At 75.3% G+C, this 15445-nt stretch carries 10 protein-coding genes; 7 read left to right on the top strand and 3 right to left on the bottom strand.

Translation table 11 applies throughout. The features are described 5' to 3' along the window. Nucleotides 1-73 precede the first annotated feature (73 nt). From ACZ5D2_RS30120 to ACZ5D2_RS30090, 7 genes are all read left to right on the top strand, one after another. Nucleotides 74-361 (top strand): YlxR family protein, encoded by a 288-nt coding sequence (locus tag ACZ5D2_RS30120; protein ID WP_371676412.1) that lies wholly within the window; start codon nucleotides 74-76, stop codon nucleotides 359-361. A 148-nt stretch (nucleotides 362-509) separates the two neighbouring features. Next, nucleotides 510-3614 carry a translation initiation factor IF-2 gene (gene infB, locus ACZ5D2_RS30115; RefSeq protein WP_371676411.1) on the top strand — a complete coding sequence of 1035 codons (3105 nt, stop codon included), beginning with the start codon at nucleotides 510-512 and terminating at the stop codon, nucleotides 3612-3614. 188 nt (nucleotides 3615-3802) lie between these two features. Then, nucleotides 3803-4096 (top strand): DUF503 domain-containing protein, encoded by a 294-nt coding sequence (locus tag ACZ5D2_RS30110; protein ID WP_030227569.1) that lies wholly within the window; start codon nucleotides 3803-3805, stop codon nucleotides 4094-4096. Nucleotides 4097-4129: 33 nt separating this feature from the next. Then, on the top strand, nucleotides 4130-4582 hold the full coding sequence (gene rbfA / locus ACZ5D2_RS30105; RefSeq protein ID WP_266842698.1) for a 30S ribosome-binding factor RbfA: 453 nt from the start codon (nucleotides 4130-4132) through the stop codon (nucleotides 4580-4582). Next, entirely contained in the window at nucleotides 4579-5487 is a 909-nt protein-coding gene (truB, locus tag ACZ5D2_RS30100; protein ID WP_371676410.1) for a tRNA pseudouridine(55) synthase TruB, read from the top strand. The genes rbfA and truB overlap by 4 nt, the downstream gene beginning before the upstream one ends. A 260-nt stretch (nucleotides 5488-5747) precedes the next feature. Next, nucleotides 5748-9722, top strand: coding sequence for a trypsin-like peptidase domain-containing protein (locus ACZ5D2_RS30095; RefSeq protein WP_468933674.1), 3975 nt, complete (start codon nucleotides 5748-5750; stop codon nucleotides 9720-9722). A 112-nt stretch (nucleotides 9723-9834) separates the two neighbouring features. After that, a complete protein-coding gene (locus ACZ5D2_RS30090) occupies nucleotides 9835-10791 on the top strand; it encodes a bifunctional riboflavin kinase/FAD synthetase (protein ID WP_266842703.1) in 957 nt (318 codons plus the stop codon). 77 nt (nucleotides 10792-10868) lie between these two features. On the opposite strand, the gene ACZ5D2_RS30085 is transcribed toward ACZ5D2_RS30090, so the two are convergent. The 3 genes from ACZ5D2_RS30085 to eccE form a co-directional block, all read right to left on the bottom strand. Next, nucleotides 10869-13265 (bottom strand): SCO5717 family growth-regulating ATPase, encoded by a 2397-nt coding sequence (locus ACZ5D2_RS30085; protein ID WP_468933672.1) that lies wholly within the window; start codon nucleotides 13263-13265, stop codon nucleotides 10869-10871. A 164-nt stretch (nucleotides 13266-13429) separates the two neighbouring features. Next, on the bottom strand, nucleotides 13430-14152 hold the full coding sequence (locus tag ACZ5D2_RS30080) for a hypothetical protein (protein WP_371676407.1): 723 nt from the start codon (nucleotides 14150-14152) through the stop codon (nucleotides 13430-13432). Further along, entirely contained in the window at nucleotides 14149-15423 is a 1275-nt protein-coding gene (gene eccE / locus ACZ5D2_RS30075; RefSeq protein ID WP_468933668.1) for a type VII secretion protein EccE, read from the bottom strand. The genes ACZ5D2_RS30080 and eccE overlap by 4 nt, the downstream gene beginning before the upstream one ends. Nucleotides 15424-15445 lie beyond the last annotated feature (22 nt).

The following is a 15445-nucleotide window of genomic DNA, read 5'->3' as shown; positions in this document are numbered from 1 at the left end:
CGTGGATCACAACAACGTCCGTTCGATTTTTCACCTGAAGGGGTGAGGTCGGTGCGGGGAGGTAGACTTAGGCGTGTCTGGCCGGACGCAAGCCCGCGCATGCCCCGAACGCACCTGTGTGGGGTGTCGGGTGCGAGCGGCCAAGAGCGATCTGCTGCGCATCGTGGCGGTCGGGGACGAATGCGTCCCCGATCCACGCGGTACGCTGCCCGGCCGGGGTGCCTACGTGCACCCTGCCGCGGTCTGCCTCGACCAGGCGGTCCGCCGCAGAGCGTTCCCCCGGGCCCTACGGTCCGCAGGAGCGCTCGACACGGCGGCACTGCGCACAGCCCTGGCCGTCGAGGCCGAGGCGACACCGTAAGAAGAAGTACGGCACGGACATCCCGTGCGGTCAGGTACCTCGCGAGTTGGAAGTAGGTCGAGATTGCGATGAGCACTCGATGAGTACGCGATGAGTACGCCCATGAAGTAGCGACGGTCCGGCGTAACCCGGACCTAAAAGGAGCGAAGTGGCTAAGGTCCGGGTATACGAACTCGCCAAGGAGTTCGGGGTGGAGAGCAAGGTCGTCATGGCCAAGCTCCAAGAACTCGGTGAATTCGTCCGTTCGGCGTCCTCGACGATCGAGGCGCCGGTTGTACGCAAGTTGACTGACGCACTGCAGGGGCCCGGCGGCAACGCCGGCAAGTCCGCTGCGAAGCCCGGCGCGCCCCGCAAGGCCGCGCCCGCCAAGCCCGCGGCGCCCTCCCCGGCCGCCGCGGCACGTCCCGCTGCCCCGAAGCCCGGTGCGCCGGTGGCCCCCAAGCCGCCCGTCGCCGAGGCCCCGGCCGTCAGCGCCCCGGTGACTCCGGCCGCCCCCGGCCCGCGTCCCGGTCCCAAGGCTCCGGCCGCCCCGAAGCCCGCTCCGGCGGCTCCCGTGGCGACCGAGTTCTCCGCGCCTCCGGCGGCCCCGGCCGCCCCGGCGCGCACCGAGCGTCCCGCCGCGGCCCCCGGCCCCCGTCCGGCGCAGCAGCGTCCGGCGCAGGGTCAGGGCGGTGCCCGTCCCGGCGCCCCGCGTCCGGCCGGCGCCACGCCCGGTGCCCAGGCCCCGCGCCCCGGTGGCGCTCAGGCCCCGCGTCCCCAGGGCGCCCGTCCGGCCGGTCCCCGTCCGGGCAACAACCCCTTCACCTCCGGTGGCTCCACCGGCATGGCGCGCCCGCAGGCGCCCCGTCCGGCCGGTGCTCCGCGTCCCGGTGCCCCCGGCGCCGGTGGCGGCCAGGGTGCTCCGCGTCCGCAGGGCGGCCCCGGTGGCGCTCCGCGTCCGCAGGGTCCCGGCGGCGCCCGTCCGACCCCGGGCGGCATGCCCCGTCCGCAGGGCGGCGCCCCGCGTCCCGGTGGTGCTCCCGGCGGTAACCGTCCGAACCCGGGCATGATGCCGCAGCGTCCCGCTGCCGGTGGTCCCGGTCCCCGTCCCGGTGGCGGCCCCGGTGGCCGTGGTCCCGGTGCGGGCGGTCCCCGTCCCGGTGGCGCCGGTCGTCCCGGCGGCGGCTTCGCCGGTCGTCCGGCCGGTCCGGGCTCGCGTCCGGCGGGCGGCGGCTTCGGCGGCCCGCGTCCGGGTGGCGGCGGCTTCGGCGGCGGTCCGGCCGGTGCCGGTGGCGGCGGTCGTCCCGGCTTCGGCGGGCGTCCCGGTGGTCCCGGTGCCCGTGGTGGCACGCAGGGTGCCTTCGGCCGTCCCGGCGGTCCGGCCCGTCGTGGCCGCAAGTCCAAGCGTCAGAGGCGCCAGGAGTACGAGGCCATGCAGGCCCCGTCGGTCGGCGGCGTGATGCTGCCCCGCGGCAACGGCGAGACCGTTCGCCTGTCGCGCGGTGCGTCCCTCACCGACTTCGCGGAGAAGATCAACGCCAACCCGGCGTCGCTCGTCGCCGTGATGATGAACCTCGGCGAGATGGTCACGGCCACGCAGTCCGTCTCCGACGAGACCCTCGAAATGCTGGCCGGCGAGATGAACTACCAGGTTCAGATCGTCAGCCCGGAGGAAGAGGACCGCGAGCTCCTCGAGGGCTTCGACATCGAGTTCGGCGAGGACGAGGGCGGCGAGGAATACCTCATGCCGCGTCCGCCGGTCGTCACCGTCATGGGTCACGTCGACCACGGTAAGACCCGCCTGCTCGACGCCATCCGCAAGACGAACGTCGTCGCGGGCGAGGCCGGCGGCATCACCCAGGGCATCGGTGCCTACCAGGTGGGCACCGAGGTCAACGGCGAAGACCGCAAGATCACCTTCATCGACACCCCGGGTCACGAGGCGTTCACCGCCATGCGTGCCCGTGGTGCGAAGTCGACCGACATCGCGATCCTCGTGGTCGCGGCCAACGACGGCGTCATGCCGCAGACGATCGAGGCGCTCAACCACGCCAAGGCCGCCGGCGTCCCGATCGTCGTCGCGGTCAACAAGATCGACGTCGAGGGTGCCGACCCGGTCAAGGTGCGCGGTCAGCTCACCGAGTTCGGTCTGGTCGCCGAGGAGTACGGCGGCGACACGATGTTCGTCGACATCTCCGCCAAGCAGGGTCTGCACATCGACTCCCTGCTGGAGGCCGTCGTCCTCACCGCCGACGCCTCGCTCGACCTGCGCGCCAACCCCGAGCAGGACGCTCAGGGTATTGCGATCGAGTCCCACCTCGACCGTGGCCGCGGTGCCGTCGCCACCGTCCTCGTCCAGCGCGGTACCCTCCGCGTCGGCGACACGATGGTCGTGGGCGACGCCTACGGCCGTGTGCGCGCCATGCTCGACGACAAGGGCAACAACATCGAGGAAGCGGGTCCCTCGACCCCCGTCCTGGTCCTGGGTCTCACCAACGTCCCCGGCGCCGGCGACAACTTCCTCGTCGTCGACGAGGACCGCACCGCCCGTCAGATCGCCGAGAAGCGTGCTGCGCGTGAGCGCAACGCCAACTTCGCCAAGCGCGTCCGCCGGGTGTCCCTGGAAGACCTCGACTCGGTCCTCAAGGCCGGTCTGGTCCAGGAACTCAACCTCATCATCAAGGGCGACTCGTCCGGTGCGGTGGAGGCCCTGGAGTCCTCGCTGCTCCAGCTCGACGTCGGCGAAGAGGTCGACATCCGCGTCCTGCACCGCGGTGTGGGTGCGGTCACCGAGTCGGACATCTCGCTGGCGATGGGCTCCGACGCCATCGTCATCGGCTACAACGTCCGTGCCGTGGGCCGTGCCGCGCAGATGGCGGACCGCGAGGGCGTCGACGTCCGCTACTACTCGGTGATCTACCAGGCCATCGAGGAGATCGAGGCGGCCCTGAAGGGTCTGCTCAAGCCGGAGTACGAAGAGGTCGAGCTCGGTACGGCGGAGGTCCGCGAGATCTTCCGCTCGTCCAAGCTGGGCAACATCGCGGGTGTCCTCATCCGTTCCGGCGAGGTCAAGCGCAACACCAAGGCGCGGCTCCTGCGCGATGGCAAGGTCATCGCCGAGAACCTCACCATCTCCGGTCTGCGCCGCTTCAAGGACGACGTCACCGAGATCCGCGAGGGCTTCGAGGGTGGTATCAACCTCGGTTCCTTCAACGACATCAAGATCGACGACGTCATCGCGACGTACGAGATGCGCGAGAAGCCCCGCGCGTAAGCGCGAGGCGGTTCGCACCGTGTCGTAGTCAGCTGTAACACCGGGGCCGGTCGGCGGAATATCCGTCGATCGGCCCCGGCCGTTGCGTGTACGGTTCTGGTGACCGGCCGCTCGCGCGACCGGGAGATCCCTCCGGGCGACGGCCCGGCGGGCCACCTAACCCGCACCGGCGGGACATCCGGAACTGCATGTACGTGGGGACTCTGTCCTTCGATCTGCTCCTCGGCGACGTTCACTCGCTGAAGGAGAAACGCTCCGTCGTCCGGCCCATCGTCGCCGAGCTCCAACGCAAGTTCTCCGTGAGCGCGGCCGAGGTGGGCGACCAGGACCTGCACCGCAGGGCCCGCATAGGGGTCGCCCTGGTGAGTGGGGACGCGGGGTTCGTATCGGACGTGCTCGACCGCTGTGAGCGGCTGGTCGCGGCGCGTCCGGAAGTGGAGCTGCTGTCCGTGAGGCGGCGGTTCCACGGTGATGAAGACTGATTGCTTGTCTGCAAGGAAGAAGGAGACGGACCAGTGGCCGACAATGCGCGGGCGAAGAAGCTGGCGGACCTCATCCGGGAGGTGGTGGCCGAGAAGCTGCTGCGCGGTGTCAAGGACCCCCGCCTCGGTACGCACGTGACCATCACGGACACCCGGGTCACCGGCGATCTGCGGGAGGCCACGGTCTTCTACACGGTCTACGGTGACGACGAGGACCGGGCCAGCGCGGCCGCGGGCCTCGAAAGCGCCAAGGGCGTACTGCGCTCCGCGGTCGGCCGGGCGGCGGGAACCAAGTTCACGCCCACCCTGACCTTCGTCGCGGACGCCCTCCCGGAGAACGCCAAGACCATCGAGGACCTCCTCGACAAGGCACGCTCCTCCGACGCCCAGGTGCGGGAGGTCTCCTCCGGCGCCCAGTACGCCGGCGAAGCCGACCCGTACAAGAAGCCGGGCGACGAGGACGACGAGGACGCAGCCGCGGAATGAGCACCGACGCAGGGAAGACTCCGGACGGCCTTGTCATCGTCGACAAGCCGTCCGGCTTCACTTCGCACGACGTGGTCGCCAAGATGCGCGGGATCGCCAAGACCCGCCGCGTCGGCCACGCAGGCACCCTCGACCCGATGGCGACGGGCGTCCTCGTCCTCGGCGTGGAGAAGGCCACCAAGCTCCTCGGCCACCTCGCCCTGACCGAGAAGGAGTACCTCGGGACCATCCGTCTGGGGCAGTACACCCTCACGGACGACGCCGAGGGCGAGATCACGTCGTCCGCCGATGCCTCCGGGGTGACCCGCGAGGCGGTGGACGCGGGCATCGCCAAGCTGACCGGCGACATCATGCAGGTCCCGTCGAAGGTCAGCGCCATCAAGATCAAGGGCGTGCGCTCCTACAAGCGCGCCCGCGACGGCGAGGACTTCGAGATCCCGGCCCGCCCGGTGACCATCTCGTCGTTCCAGGTGTACGACATGCGGGAGGCGGAGGCCGAGGACGGCACCAAGGTCGTCGACCTCGTCGTCTCCGTGGTCTGCTCCAGCGGTACGTACATCCGCGCCCTCGCCCGCGACCTTGGCGCCGACCTCGGCGTGGGCGGCCACCTCACGGCGCTCCGGCGCACGCGGGTGGGCCCGTACAAGCTCGACCGCGCGCGGACTCTGGACCAGCTCCAGGAGGAGCTGACCGTGATGCCGATCGGCGAGGCGGCCGCCGCCGCCTTCCCGCGCTGGGACCTGGACGCCCGGAGGGCCTCGCTGCTCGCCAACGGGGTCCGGATCGACATGCCGGACGAGTACGCGGACGGCCGGACGGTCGCCGTCTACGGGCCCAAGGGGCAACTGCTCGGGCTCGTGGAGAGCAAGAACGGCAAGGCGAAGTCCCTCGCGGTCTTCGTCTGACCCGGTCCTGCGACCGGCTTGCGCGCCGCCGGCGCGTTGACGTGGAGCGGTGAGCGCACACGGACTGCCGCTCACCGCTCCACGACCCCCCTCGGGTAGGTCTCTATCCACCCGGAGGCCCGTATTCACCCGTCCGAGCGGGCGCTCGGAGTGAATGCGGGGAGCGTTGGGGGGCGCTTTCGCCCCACGTGCTTTTCGTGCTGATCTTCACTTGCCTACCGTCGTGACCAGGGGTCCCGCGGCAGGGGAGTGGTACGGCGATGACGGACGAGGTCACCGGCGGTGCGAGGGGTTGTGGGGCCGAGCCCCGGACGGACTCCGGCACGGACTTCGGCGCGGGCTTCGGCTCGCGGCCGGGGACGGGCGTCGCCACGGACGTCCCCGGGGACGCCTCCGGGGACGTCCTCGCGGACGGCGACGGCGACGGAGACGGCGACGGAGACCGCGACGGGGCGGGAACGGGGACCGGTGGCGCCGTGCGGCTCGTGCTGGTCTGCGACGAGGCCGGGCGACCGCGCGGCAGCGGCTTCGTGGCCGACGACCGCGGCACGGTGATCACCAGCCACGCGGCCGTCGACGGACCGGCCCGGCTGGTGCTGCACGGCCCGGGGGACCGGAGCTGGCCCGCCGGCCCGCAGGACGTGACCGCCCTGCCGGACCTCGGGCTGGCCCTCGTGCGGACCGACGGGCTGGGGCTGCGCCCGCTGCCGGTCGCGATGCGCGAGGTGATCCCTCCGGGGACGTACGTACGCCTCCCCGCGCGGGGCTGGCGCCAGGCGCGGGTGCTCGCGGCCGGTGCGGAGGTCACCTACACCGCGGCCGGCCGCGCCCACCTCCTGCCCGCCACCGTCGAGTTGGCGATCGGCACGGACGGCCGGGACGCCCTCACGCGGGGCGCGGAGACCTGCGGGGGGCCGGTCCTCGACGCGGAAACCGGAGCGGTCCTCGCGGTCCTCGGCACCGCTCTCGGCACGGAGCACCGCTCCGGAAGCTTCGCGGTCCCCCTGCGCGCCTGCGCCGCCGCGGCTCCCGACGGCCCCCTCGCGGCCCTGCTGGAACGCAACTCCGCCACCGTGCCGGGGTACGGGGCCGACCTCAACCTCGCCGGCGTGCTGGAGCTGACCGCGATCACCCTCGGCTCGGCCTTTCCCCCGGCCCCCGGATCCGCGCCCGGATCCACCCCCGGCGCCCTGCCGGACCCGGTGGCACGTCCTGCGGTCGCCGCCGGGCTGGCCGCCTTCACCACCGGGGACCGCCAGGTCCTGGGTCTGGTCGGCGCCCCCGGCACCGGCCGCACCACCGCCCTCGCCGCCCTCGCCGCCGACCGCGCGCGCGGCCCCCTCCCCGCGCCGACGCTGTGGCTGCGCGGGGCCGACCTGCGGGGCGGGGACGCCTCCCTGGCCGACGCCGTGACACGGGCCCTCGAAGCCGCCGGCCGGATCGTCACCGCCGGCGGGGCGGGGCCCGTACCGCCGGGGACGGCCGAGCGGGTGGCCGGGCTGGCGACGGACGCCGGGCGGGCGCTGCTGGTCGTGCTGGACGCCCCCGAGGAGATGCCGCCGCAGCTCGCGCACCGCCTCGCGCCGTGGACCGGAGCCACCGCCGGGTGGCTGGGCGGGACCGGGGCCAGGCTGGTGGTCGCCGCCCGGCCCGAATACTGGGAGCGGGCGGGGGAGCTGTACCCGCCGGGGGTGCTGCACGTCCCGGACCGGGCGGCCCGGCGGCTGCCGCCCGCGCTCCCGGTCGGGGACCTGACCCCGGACGAGGCGCGGACGGCGCGCGCCCGCCTGGGGATCCCGGACGACGCCGTGCGGGAGGCCTGCGCCCGGCACCCCCTCACCCTGAGCCTGCTCGCCGGGATCCGGGCCGCCGGGGTCACGGCGGGCCGCCCGGGGCGCGACGAGGTGTTCGCGGCGCACCTGGACCTGGTGGCCCTGCGCGCGGCTGTCCGGATCGCCGTCGCCGACACCGCCCCGGCGTGGGGCCCCGGAGGCGCGAAGCCCCCGGGCACACCCCCCGCGGGCCCGCGGGCGGGCACCCGTACCGCGGGAGCCGCGGATACCGGAGGCGCACCGGCCGGGGCCGCGCGGACCGCGGGGGACGCGCGCCCCGGCGGCCCGGACCCGGAGGCGGCCGGTGGCGCCCGGGTTGCCGGGGAGCGGATCCGCCGGAGCCCGGCCCCGGACGGCGGGATCCCGCGACCGCGGAGCGCCGGGTCGCCCGGTCCGTGGACGGGAGCCGGTGACGGCCGCGGACCCGCCCGGGAGGAGACGTGGCGCCCCGGGGACCGGAGCGCCGGGGCGGGGGCGGGCCGGGGCTCCGCCGGGCCGGGTGAGAGCCGTACCGGGACCGGGGGCGGCGGAGCGGGCCGGGGGGTGGTGTACGGCCCCGGGGTGCGGCGGCTCGCCGCGCGGGTGGCCGGGCGGGTGCACGAGGCCGCCCGGCGCTGCCTCGGCCCCGGGCAGGGCCAGCTGGACCGGGCCTCCTTCGAGGAACTGTTCCCCTGGCGCACCGGCTGGGCCTCCGCCGTCCTCACCGAGGGCCTGCTCGTCCCCGCCGGCCCCGGCTACCGCTTCGCGCACGAGGAGCTCTCCGACTGGCTCCAGGCGGCCCACCTCGACGTCCCCACCGCCCTCGACACCCTCGTCCACCACGGCCCCGCCACCCCCGGCCCGCCCGTGCCCCGCCACCGCATCGGTCCCGTCCTGGAGGCCCTGCGGCGGCTCCCGCCCGCCGAGACCCGGGGTGTGCTGGCCCGCCTGGTAGGCGCCCTCAACGCCTTCACGGAACAGCCGGCGGAGCCGGACGGCCCCGTCCACCCCGACCGCCTCTGGTGGGCCGCCCGACTGCTGCGCGGCACCCTGCTCGCCGCCCCCGACGCCGCCGCCCACCTCCCCGTCCTGCACGCCCTCGCCGAGCACGTCGCCCGGGCGGGTCCCGGGGAGTTCGGCGGCTGGTTCTGGAACCGGCTCCGGCTGCCCGAGTCCGACCGGCTCGACCTGCTGCGCCGCCTGCTGCCCTCCGACCACCACTACCTGGACGCCGCCGCCCGCCGCCTCGTCCGCGCCCCGCAGCTCGTCCTGCCCCTGGTCTGCGCCTGGTTCACCGACGAACGCCGCCTGCGCGGCCGCCCCGGAGCCACCGTCGCCACCGCCGCCCAGGCCCTCCTGCACACCCACCGGGCCCTGGCCGTCGACGACCTCACCGAGGCCCTCGTCGGCGCCGGACACCCCCGCGCCGACGAACTGCTCGCCGTGCTCGCCGAGGACGAGCCCTCCGCCATGTCCCGCGCCGTCGACCGCTGGGCACACGACGAGCGCCCCGGCCGCCGCGTGGCCGCGGCCGCGTACGGCCTCGCCACCGCCCCCCACGTGCGCAGCACCGCGGACCGCGAGCCGCTGCGCCACGCCGCCCAGGCGCTGCTCGCCCGCCCCGGCGACGCCCCCCTGCACGGCAGCGCCCTCGCCGTGCTGCTGCGCGACCCCCAGGTACGGGCCCGCTACCTGCCCGACGCCCTCGACTGCTTCCGCGAGCCCGGGAGCGGTGCCCGGCTGCCCGCCTCCGCGCTGGTCGCCGCCCTGCCCGTACTGCCCGACCCGGACGCCGTGTTCGCCGCCCTGCGGGCCCGCGCCGACGGCGAGGTGCTGCGCGCGCTGGCCGGGCTGACCACTCCGGGGCTGGCCCGGCGCGCGGGCGACCTCGTACGGGAGCACCTGGCCGGCCACCCCGAGGACGCCCCGCACGCCGCCGCGTTCGTCGACCGGCGCCTGGAACAGGGCCCGGCCGCCGAACCCGTGCTGCGCGCCCTCGTCCTGGACCTGCTGCGCACGGCCCCGTCGCCGGTACGGTCCGAGCTGGCCCGGGTGCTGGCCGCGCCGGGCGGGGAGCCCTCCCGGACGCTGCGCGGCGAGCTGGCCGACGTACTGCTGCGCGAGGAGGCCGATCCGTCGGTCCTGGGGGCCTTCCTGGAGGCCCTCGCCGCCGCTGCCTCCGTACGCCCCGAGGAGCGCACCCGGGAGCTGCTCCGGCGGACCGGCCGCCGGCTGCTGCGGGCCCCCGGCGGGCCCGTCGTCTTCGAGCACCGCACGGTGGAGCTGGCGCGCGCCGATCCGGCGTTCGGGGCACTGGTGGCACGCTGGCTCACGGACGCGGAGGCCGATGCCGCGGCCCTCCTCGGACCCGGTGCCCGGCGTACCGTGGAGACCCTCAGCAGGGCCGCCCCGGACGTCACATGAGGCGGGCCGGCCCTCAGCCGGACGCCGATGCGGGGCCCCGGCCACCGGCATGGCAGTCTTAGACCTGCAATCGGTACAGGGACTACACGGGTTCGGGCGAGGAGCGGTCACAGTGCAGCGCTGGCGTGGCTTGGAGGACATCCCCCAGGACTGGGGACGCAGCGTCGTCACCATCGGCTCCTACGACGGTGTGCACCGGGGACACCAGCTGATCATCGGGCAGGCCGTCGCGAAGGCGCGCGCCCTCGGCGTGCCCTCGGTGGTCGTCACCTTCAGCCCGCACCCCAGCGAGGTCGTCCGGCCGGGCAGCCACCCGCCGATCCTGGCCCCCTACGACCGCCGCGCCGAGCTGATGGCCGGTCTCGGGGTCGACGCACTGCTGATCCTGCCCTTCACGGCGGAGTTCTCGCAGCTGTCCCCGGCCGACTTCATCGTGAAGGTGCTGGTCGACAAGCTGCACGCGCGTGCCGTCATCGAGGGCCCGAACTTCCGCTTCGGCCACCGGGCCGCCGGGAACGTCGACTTCCTGACCGAGCTGGGCGCCACGTACGACTACGAGGTCGAGGTCGTGGACCTGGTGGAGCGCGGCGAGGCGGGCGGCGGGGTGCCGTTCTCGTCCACCCTCGCGCGCAGGCTCGTCGCCGAGGGGGACATGGACGGCGCCGCCGAGATCCTCGGCCGCCCGCACCGGGTCGAGGGCGTCGTGGTGCGCGGCGCGCAGCGCGGGCGCGAGCTCGGCTACCCGACGGCGAACGTCGAGACCCAGCCGCACACCGCGATCCCGGCCGACGGGGTGTACGCGGGCTGGCTGACGGCGGACGGCGAGCGGATGCCGGCGGCGATCTCGGTCGGCACGAACGTGCAGTTCGACGCCACGGAGCGGACCGTGGAGGCGTACGCGATCGACCGCGTGGGCCTGGACCTGTACGGGATGCACGTGTCCGTCGACTTCCTCGCGTACGTGCGGGGGATGGCGAAGTTCGAGTCGCTGGACGGGCTGCTGGAGGCGATCGCCGACGACGTGAAGCGGGCGCGGGTGCTGACGGAGGCGTACGACTCCGAGCGCTGACGCGCCGCGCGAGCCGAGAGGGCCCGTACCGTCCTGGGGACGGTACGGGCCCTCTCGCTCGTCTGCCGTGTTCCGGCTCAGCCGAGGCGCGGGTCGCGCGGGGGCTGGCCCGGGGGCTGCTGCCAGGGCTGGCCGGGCTGCGGGTAGGGCTGGCCGCCGTACGGGGGCTGCTGCGGTTGCTGGTACGGGCCCGCCGGCTGCGGAGCCGGAGCCTGCGGGGCTTGCTGGGGGTACGGCTGCTGCTGGGGCTGCTGGGGCTGCTGGGCTTGCTGGGGTCCGCCCCAATGCGCCTGCGCGCCCTGCTGCTGTGCGCGGACGAAGTCCTCGGCGACCAGCGCGGAGAGGGTGAAGTACGCCTCCCGGGTCTTGGGCCGCATCAGGTCCAGGTCCACCTCGGCGCCGGCCGCCAGGTGTTCGTCGAAGGGCACGACGACGACCCCGCGGCAGCGGGTCTCGAAGTGCTGCACGATGTCCTCGACCTTGATCATCTTGGCGGTCTCGCGGACCCCGGAGATGACGGTGATCGAGCGCGAGACCAGGTCGGCGTACCCGTGGGCGGACAGCCAGTCGAGGGTGGTGCTGGCGCTGCTCGCGCCGTCCACCGACGGGGTCGAGATGATGATCAGCTGATCGGCCAGGTCCAGGACCCCGCGCATGGCGGAGTAGAGGAGCCCGGTGCCCGAGTCGGTGAGGATGATCGGGTACTGGCGGCCGAGCGTCTCGATGACGCGGCGGTAGTCCTCGTCGTTGAAGGTCGTCGAGACCGCCGGGTCCACGTCGTTGGCGATGATCTCCAGGCCCGAGGGGGCCTGCGAGGTGAACCGCCGGATGTCCATGTACGAGTGCAGGTACGGGATCGCCTGGACCAGGTCGCGGATCGTCGCGCCGGTCTCGCGGCGGACACGGCGGCCGAGGGTGCCGGCGTCGGGGTTGGCGTCGATGGCCAGGATCTTGTCCTGGCGCTCGGTGGCGAGGGTCGCGCCGAGGGCGGTGGTGGTCGTGGTCTTGCCGACGCCGCCCTTGAGGCTGATGACGGCGATGCGGTAGCAGGACATCACCGGAGTGCGGATCAGTTCGAGCTTCCGCTGGCGGTCGGCCTCGGCGGCCTTGCCGCCGAAGCGGAAGCCGGAGCGGGTGGGCTTCGGCTTCTGCTTGGCGCGGATCAGGCGGTCGGAGGACAGCTCGACGGCGGCGGTGTAGCCCAGCGGCGCGCCGGGTCCCTGGCCGGGCTGCTGCTGGTACGGGCCCTGCGGAGGCTGCGGCTGCGGCGGTTGTGGCTGTGCGGCCTGCTGCTGGGGCCACGGGGCGGCGGGGGCCTGCGGTGTCGCCTGCGGCGGGAAGCCGTAGCCCTGCGGGGCCTGGGCCTGGGGCTGCTGCTGGCCGACGGGCGGGAACCCGTACCCCTGGGGCGGACCCGAGGACGGGAACGCGGGCGGCAGCGGAGGCAGTTCACCCCCGGGGCCGGGTCCCCCGAACGGAGTATCCGCGGGAGAGGGGGCGGTGGCGTACGGCCCCTGCGGGGTGTCCTGGGGCACCTTGACGCCCTCGGCGGGCGTGGCGGTCCGGGGCACCGCGGGGGCCTCCGGCAGTGCGGGCACGACGATGGGCTCCACCACCGGCACCCGGAACGGGGCGTCCGCCGCCCCTTCCCGGGGCTGGTCCGGGGCGGGCGCGTCGGCGTGGGCCGTGCCCTCGGAGGCCGAGGACGCGGCAGTGGCCGGAGACCCGGCGGGTCCCTCCGGGGGCGACGGCGGCGCGTCGGCGGCCGCCCGCGCCGGGGCGGCCGCGTCCCCGGCAGGGCCGGCGGGAGCCGGACTCCCCGCCTGTCCCGGGTGGGCGGGCGGGGCCTGACCGGGGAACGGCGCCGGGGTCTCCCCCTGCGCCGGGTAGGGGGCCGCAGCGGCACCCGGGAACGCCGGCACGGCGTCGGCGGGGGCGGGGTATGCGGCCGGACCCTGCGCCGGGAACGCGGGCAGCGCGTCGGCCGGGGCCGGGGCCGGGGCCTGGGCGGCGAACGGCGCCGCGCCATCGGCCTGGCCGGGGTAGGCGGGCGGAGCCGGCGCGTCGGCCGGGGCCGGGAAGGCAGCCGGACCCTGCGCCGGGAACGCGGGCGGAACCGCGTCCGCCGGGGCCGGGAACGCGGGCGCGCCCGAGTCCGCCTGCGCCGGGAACGCGGGCAGCGCCGCCTCGGCCGCCGACGGGGTGTCGGACGGGGTACGAGGGGCCGGCGGGGCGATCCGCATCGTCGGCGGGGAGACCACGTCCGACGGCCGGTGGGGTTCGAATCCGCTGCCCTCGGGCAGCCCCGGCAGCCCCGGAACCGGCGCGGCCGGCGCCGACGCGCCCTGCGTGTACCAGGCCGGCGGGGTGTAGTCGATGGTGAACTCGCCCGTCACATCGGGCTCCGCGTCGGACTGATCGTCCGTCGGGACGTCCCACGTCCCGCCGCGCCTCTCGTTCCGATCGCCGCTCACTGGTCCTCCTGGTCTGTCGAACACCGGTCGGGCGCCCAACTCGACGCCGCGCCCGTGCTCAGCCTAATCGCGCCCCGTGACCGCGAGGCCCCCGAGGTCGCGCCCCCGCACTCCTGCCTACAGGCCGCCCGCGCCCTGAGCAACCGTCATTGCGCACCACCGTCTCAGTCGATGCGCCGCGCCGGGCCCAGCAGGCCCGTCTCCGTATCCGTGCCCTGCGTCATCACGAACTTCCGGTCACGCGGCGTACACCACAGCGTCACCCCGTCCCCGAGGGTCGGCAGGGACTCCACCGCCGCCCGCGGCAGCCCCATCAGGGCGCCGATCCGCTCCGCCTCTTCGGGGGACACCCGCTGCACCCCCACCAGCGCGGAGTTCCGGCACAGCCGCGGAGCCGTCGGGCTCAGGTACGGCAGCAGGGTCAGCACCGACTGCCACGGCCCCGCCACCACCCGTCCGCGCGGCGGCCGCATCCCGCAGTCCCGGATCACCAGCACCGGGCTGCCCGCCGAGGCGCCCTGCGGCGGCACCCGGCCCACGTCGTGCAGGGTCACGCACTGCTGCCCGCCGCCGGCCGCCTGGGCCAGCCCGGACCACACCTGCCCGCGCCCGGTCTCCACCGCGACCCGGGCCCCGGTCGCCGCCGTCCGCAGGGCCAGCACCTGGGCCGTCCACAAGCCGCCGATCAGCGTGACCTCGTACGGCGTGGGCCGGTTCACGCCGAGCACCGCCGGGCGGCCCTCCGCGTCCACGCCGATGACGACCCCGTCGTCCCCGACGGGCAGCGCCAGCGCGTCCAGATCGCCCGCCGGGACCACGTGCCGCTCCCGGCGCGGCCCGATCAGCCCGAAACCGCCCCTGACCGCGTTCCTCGCCGAGCCCGTCACCGCGCGCCTCCCAACGGCAGCGAGGCCAGCAGCCCCGGCACCTGTTCCCGGTCCAGCCGGACCAGCCCCGTCCGCACGCCCCGCGCGGTCCGCTCCAGTTCCCGCCGGGCCGCGACGAGCTCCTCGTCGCTGCGCCCGGTCACCCGGACGTGCCCGGTCAGCGTCACGCCCTGCCGCTCGGCCGGGGCCATCGTCAGGCTGAAGTTCGTCGCCAGCGCGGGCAGCGAGGTCAGCAGGGCCACGAACTGCGGCAGCCCCGCCCCGGTACCGCCCAACTGCGGCCAGCGGGCTATCCAGTACGTGGTGTGCCGCCGGTCGTCGCAGCGCCAGGCCCGCGGGGTCTCCTCCGTGCGCCGGCCCGAGCTCGCCGCACGTCCCGCCTGGGTGATCGCCATCGGGTTCGCGCAGGAGGAGGTCGCGAGCGCGCCCGTCAGCTCCTGCTCCGTCAGCACGGCCGCCCGGAACCCGGCCCCGGTCAGCCGGCTCGCCAGCTGGTCAGCGACCCGCACCAGACACCGCTGGGCCCCCGCCGGTCCGCCGCCGCGGGCGGCGACGGCCTCCGGGCACAGCTCGGGGTCGAGCTTGAGCGCGATCCACGTCAGCCGCACGGCCGGGGCGCCCGTCCGGGCTTGGAGCGGCGCGTAGTTGAGCGTGGCCATCGACCGGGCCGGCAGGTGCGGGGCCGGAGCGGGCTGCGTGTGCTGGACGAGCTGTGCCGACTCCAGCCGGATGCCGTCCACTTCGAGGACGTCCCGCACGGCGGACAGCGGGAGCGGTCGCGCCCCCCGGTCCGGCCGCAGCGCGGTGGCGTCCATGTCCACCTGGACCACCGCCGTCAGGAAGGTCCCGTCGCCGACCATGCCCACCGGCCGCCGGTCACGGTCACTGAAGGTCAGCGTCCGCAGGGCGGGATCGGCCTCGACCAGCGGGGCCAGCCCCGGCTCGGTCCCCGCGGGCACCGCGAGCGACGCGGCCCTGCGGCGCCGGGCCCGCAGCGCGAGCGCGCCGCCGATCCACTCGGGCAGGGACCGCTGGTGGCGGCGTACGACGGCCAGCAGCACCAGGACGAGGGCCAGGACGCCGGCGGGCACCAGCAGCAGCGGCTCCACCACCCACGCCACGAGCAGGACGGCCGCGGCCAGCTGGAGGAGTACGAGCTGTTGCAATCGGAACGGTCCGAACCGGCCCGGGCCCGACTTCGGATGCGGCGTCACCCCGCCCCGTGCGGGTGCGGGCGCGGCCGCCTGCGGCTCCGTCGCGGTGGCCCTCACTCGCGCACCTCCCCATCAAGGG

Source organism: Streptomyces sp. NPDC031479, assembly GCF_055581065.1.
Note: the sequence above shows the minus strand (reverse complement) of the source record. Positions and strands in the feature narration are given on the sequence as shown.

Coding starts and splice junctions, on each gene's coding strand:
- ACZ5D2_RS30110 (WP_030227569.1), top strand. CDS start 3,803: ATGTACGTGGGGACTCTGTCCTTCGATCTGCTCCTCGGCGACGTTCAC.
- truB (WP_371676410.1), top strand. CDS start 4,579: ATGAGCACCGACGCAGGGAAGACTCCGGACGGCCTTGTCATCGTCGAC.
- ACZ5D2_RS30095 (WP_468933674.1), top strand. CDS start 5,748: ATGACGGACGAGGTCACCGGCGGTGCGAGGGGTTGTGGGGCCGAGCCC.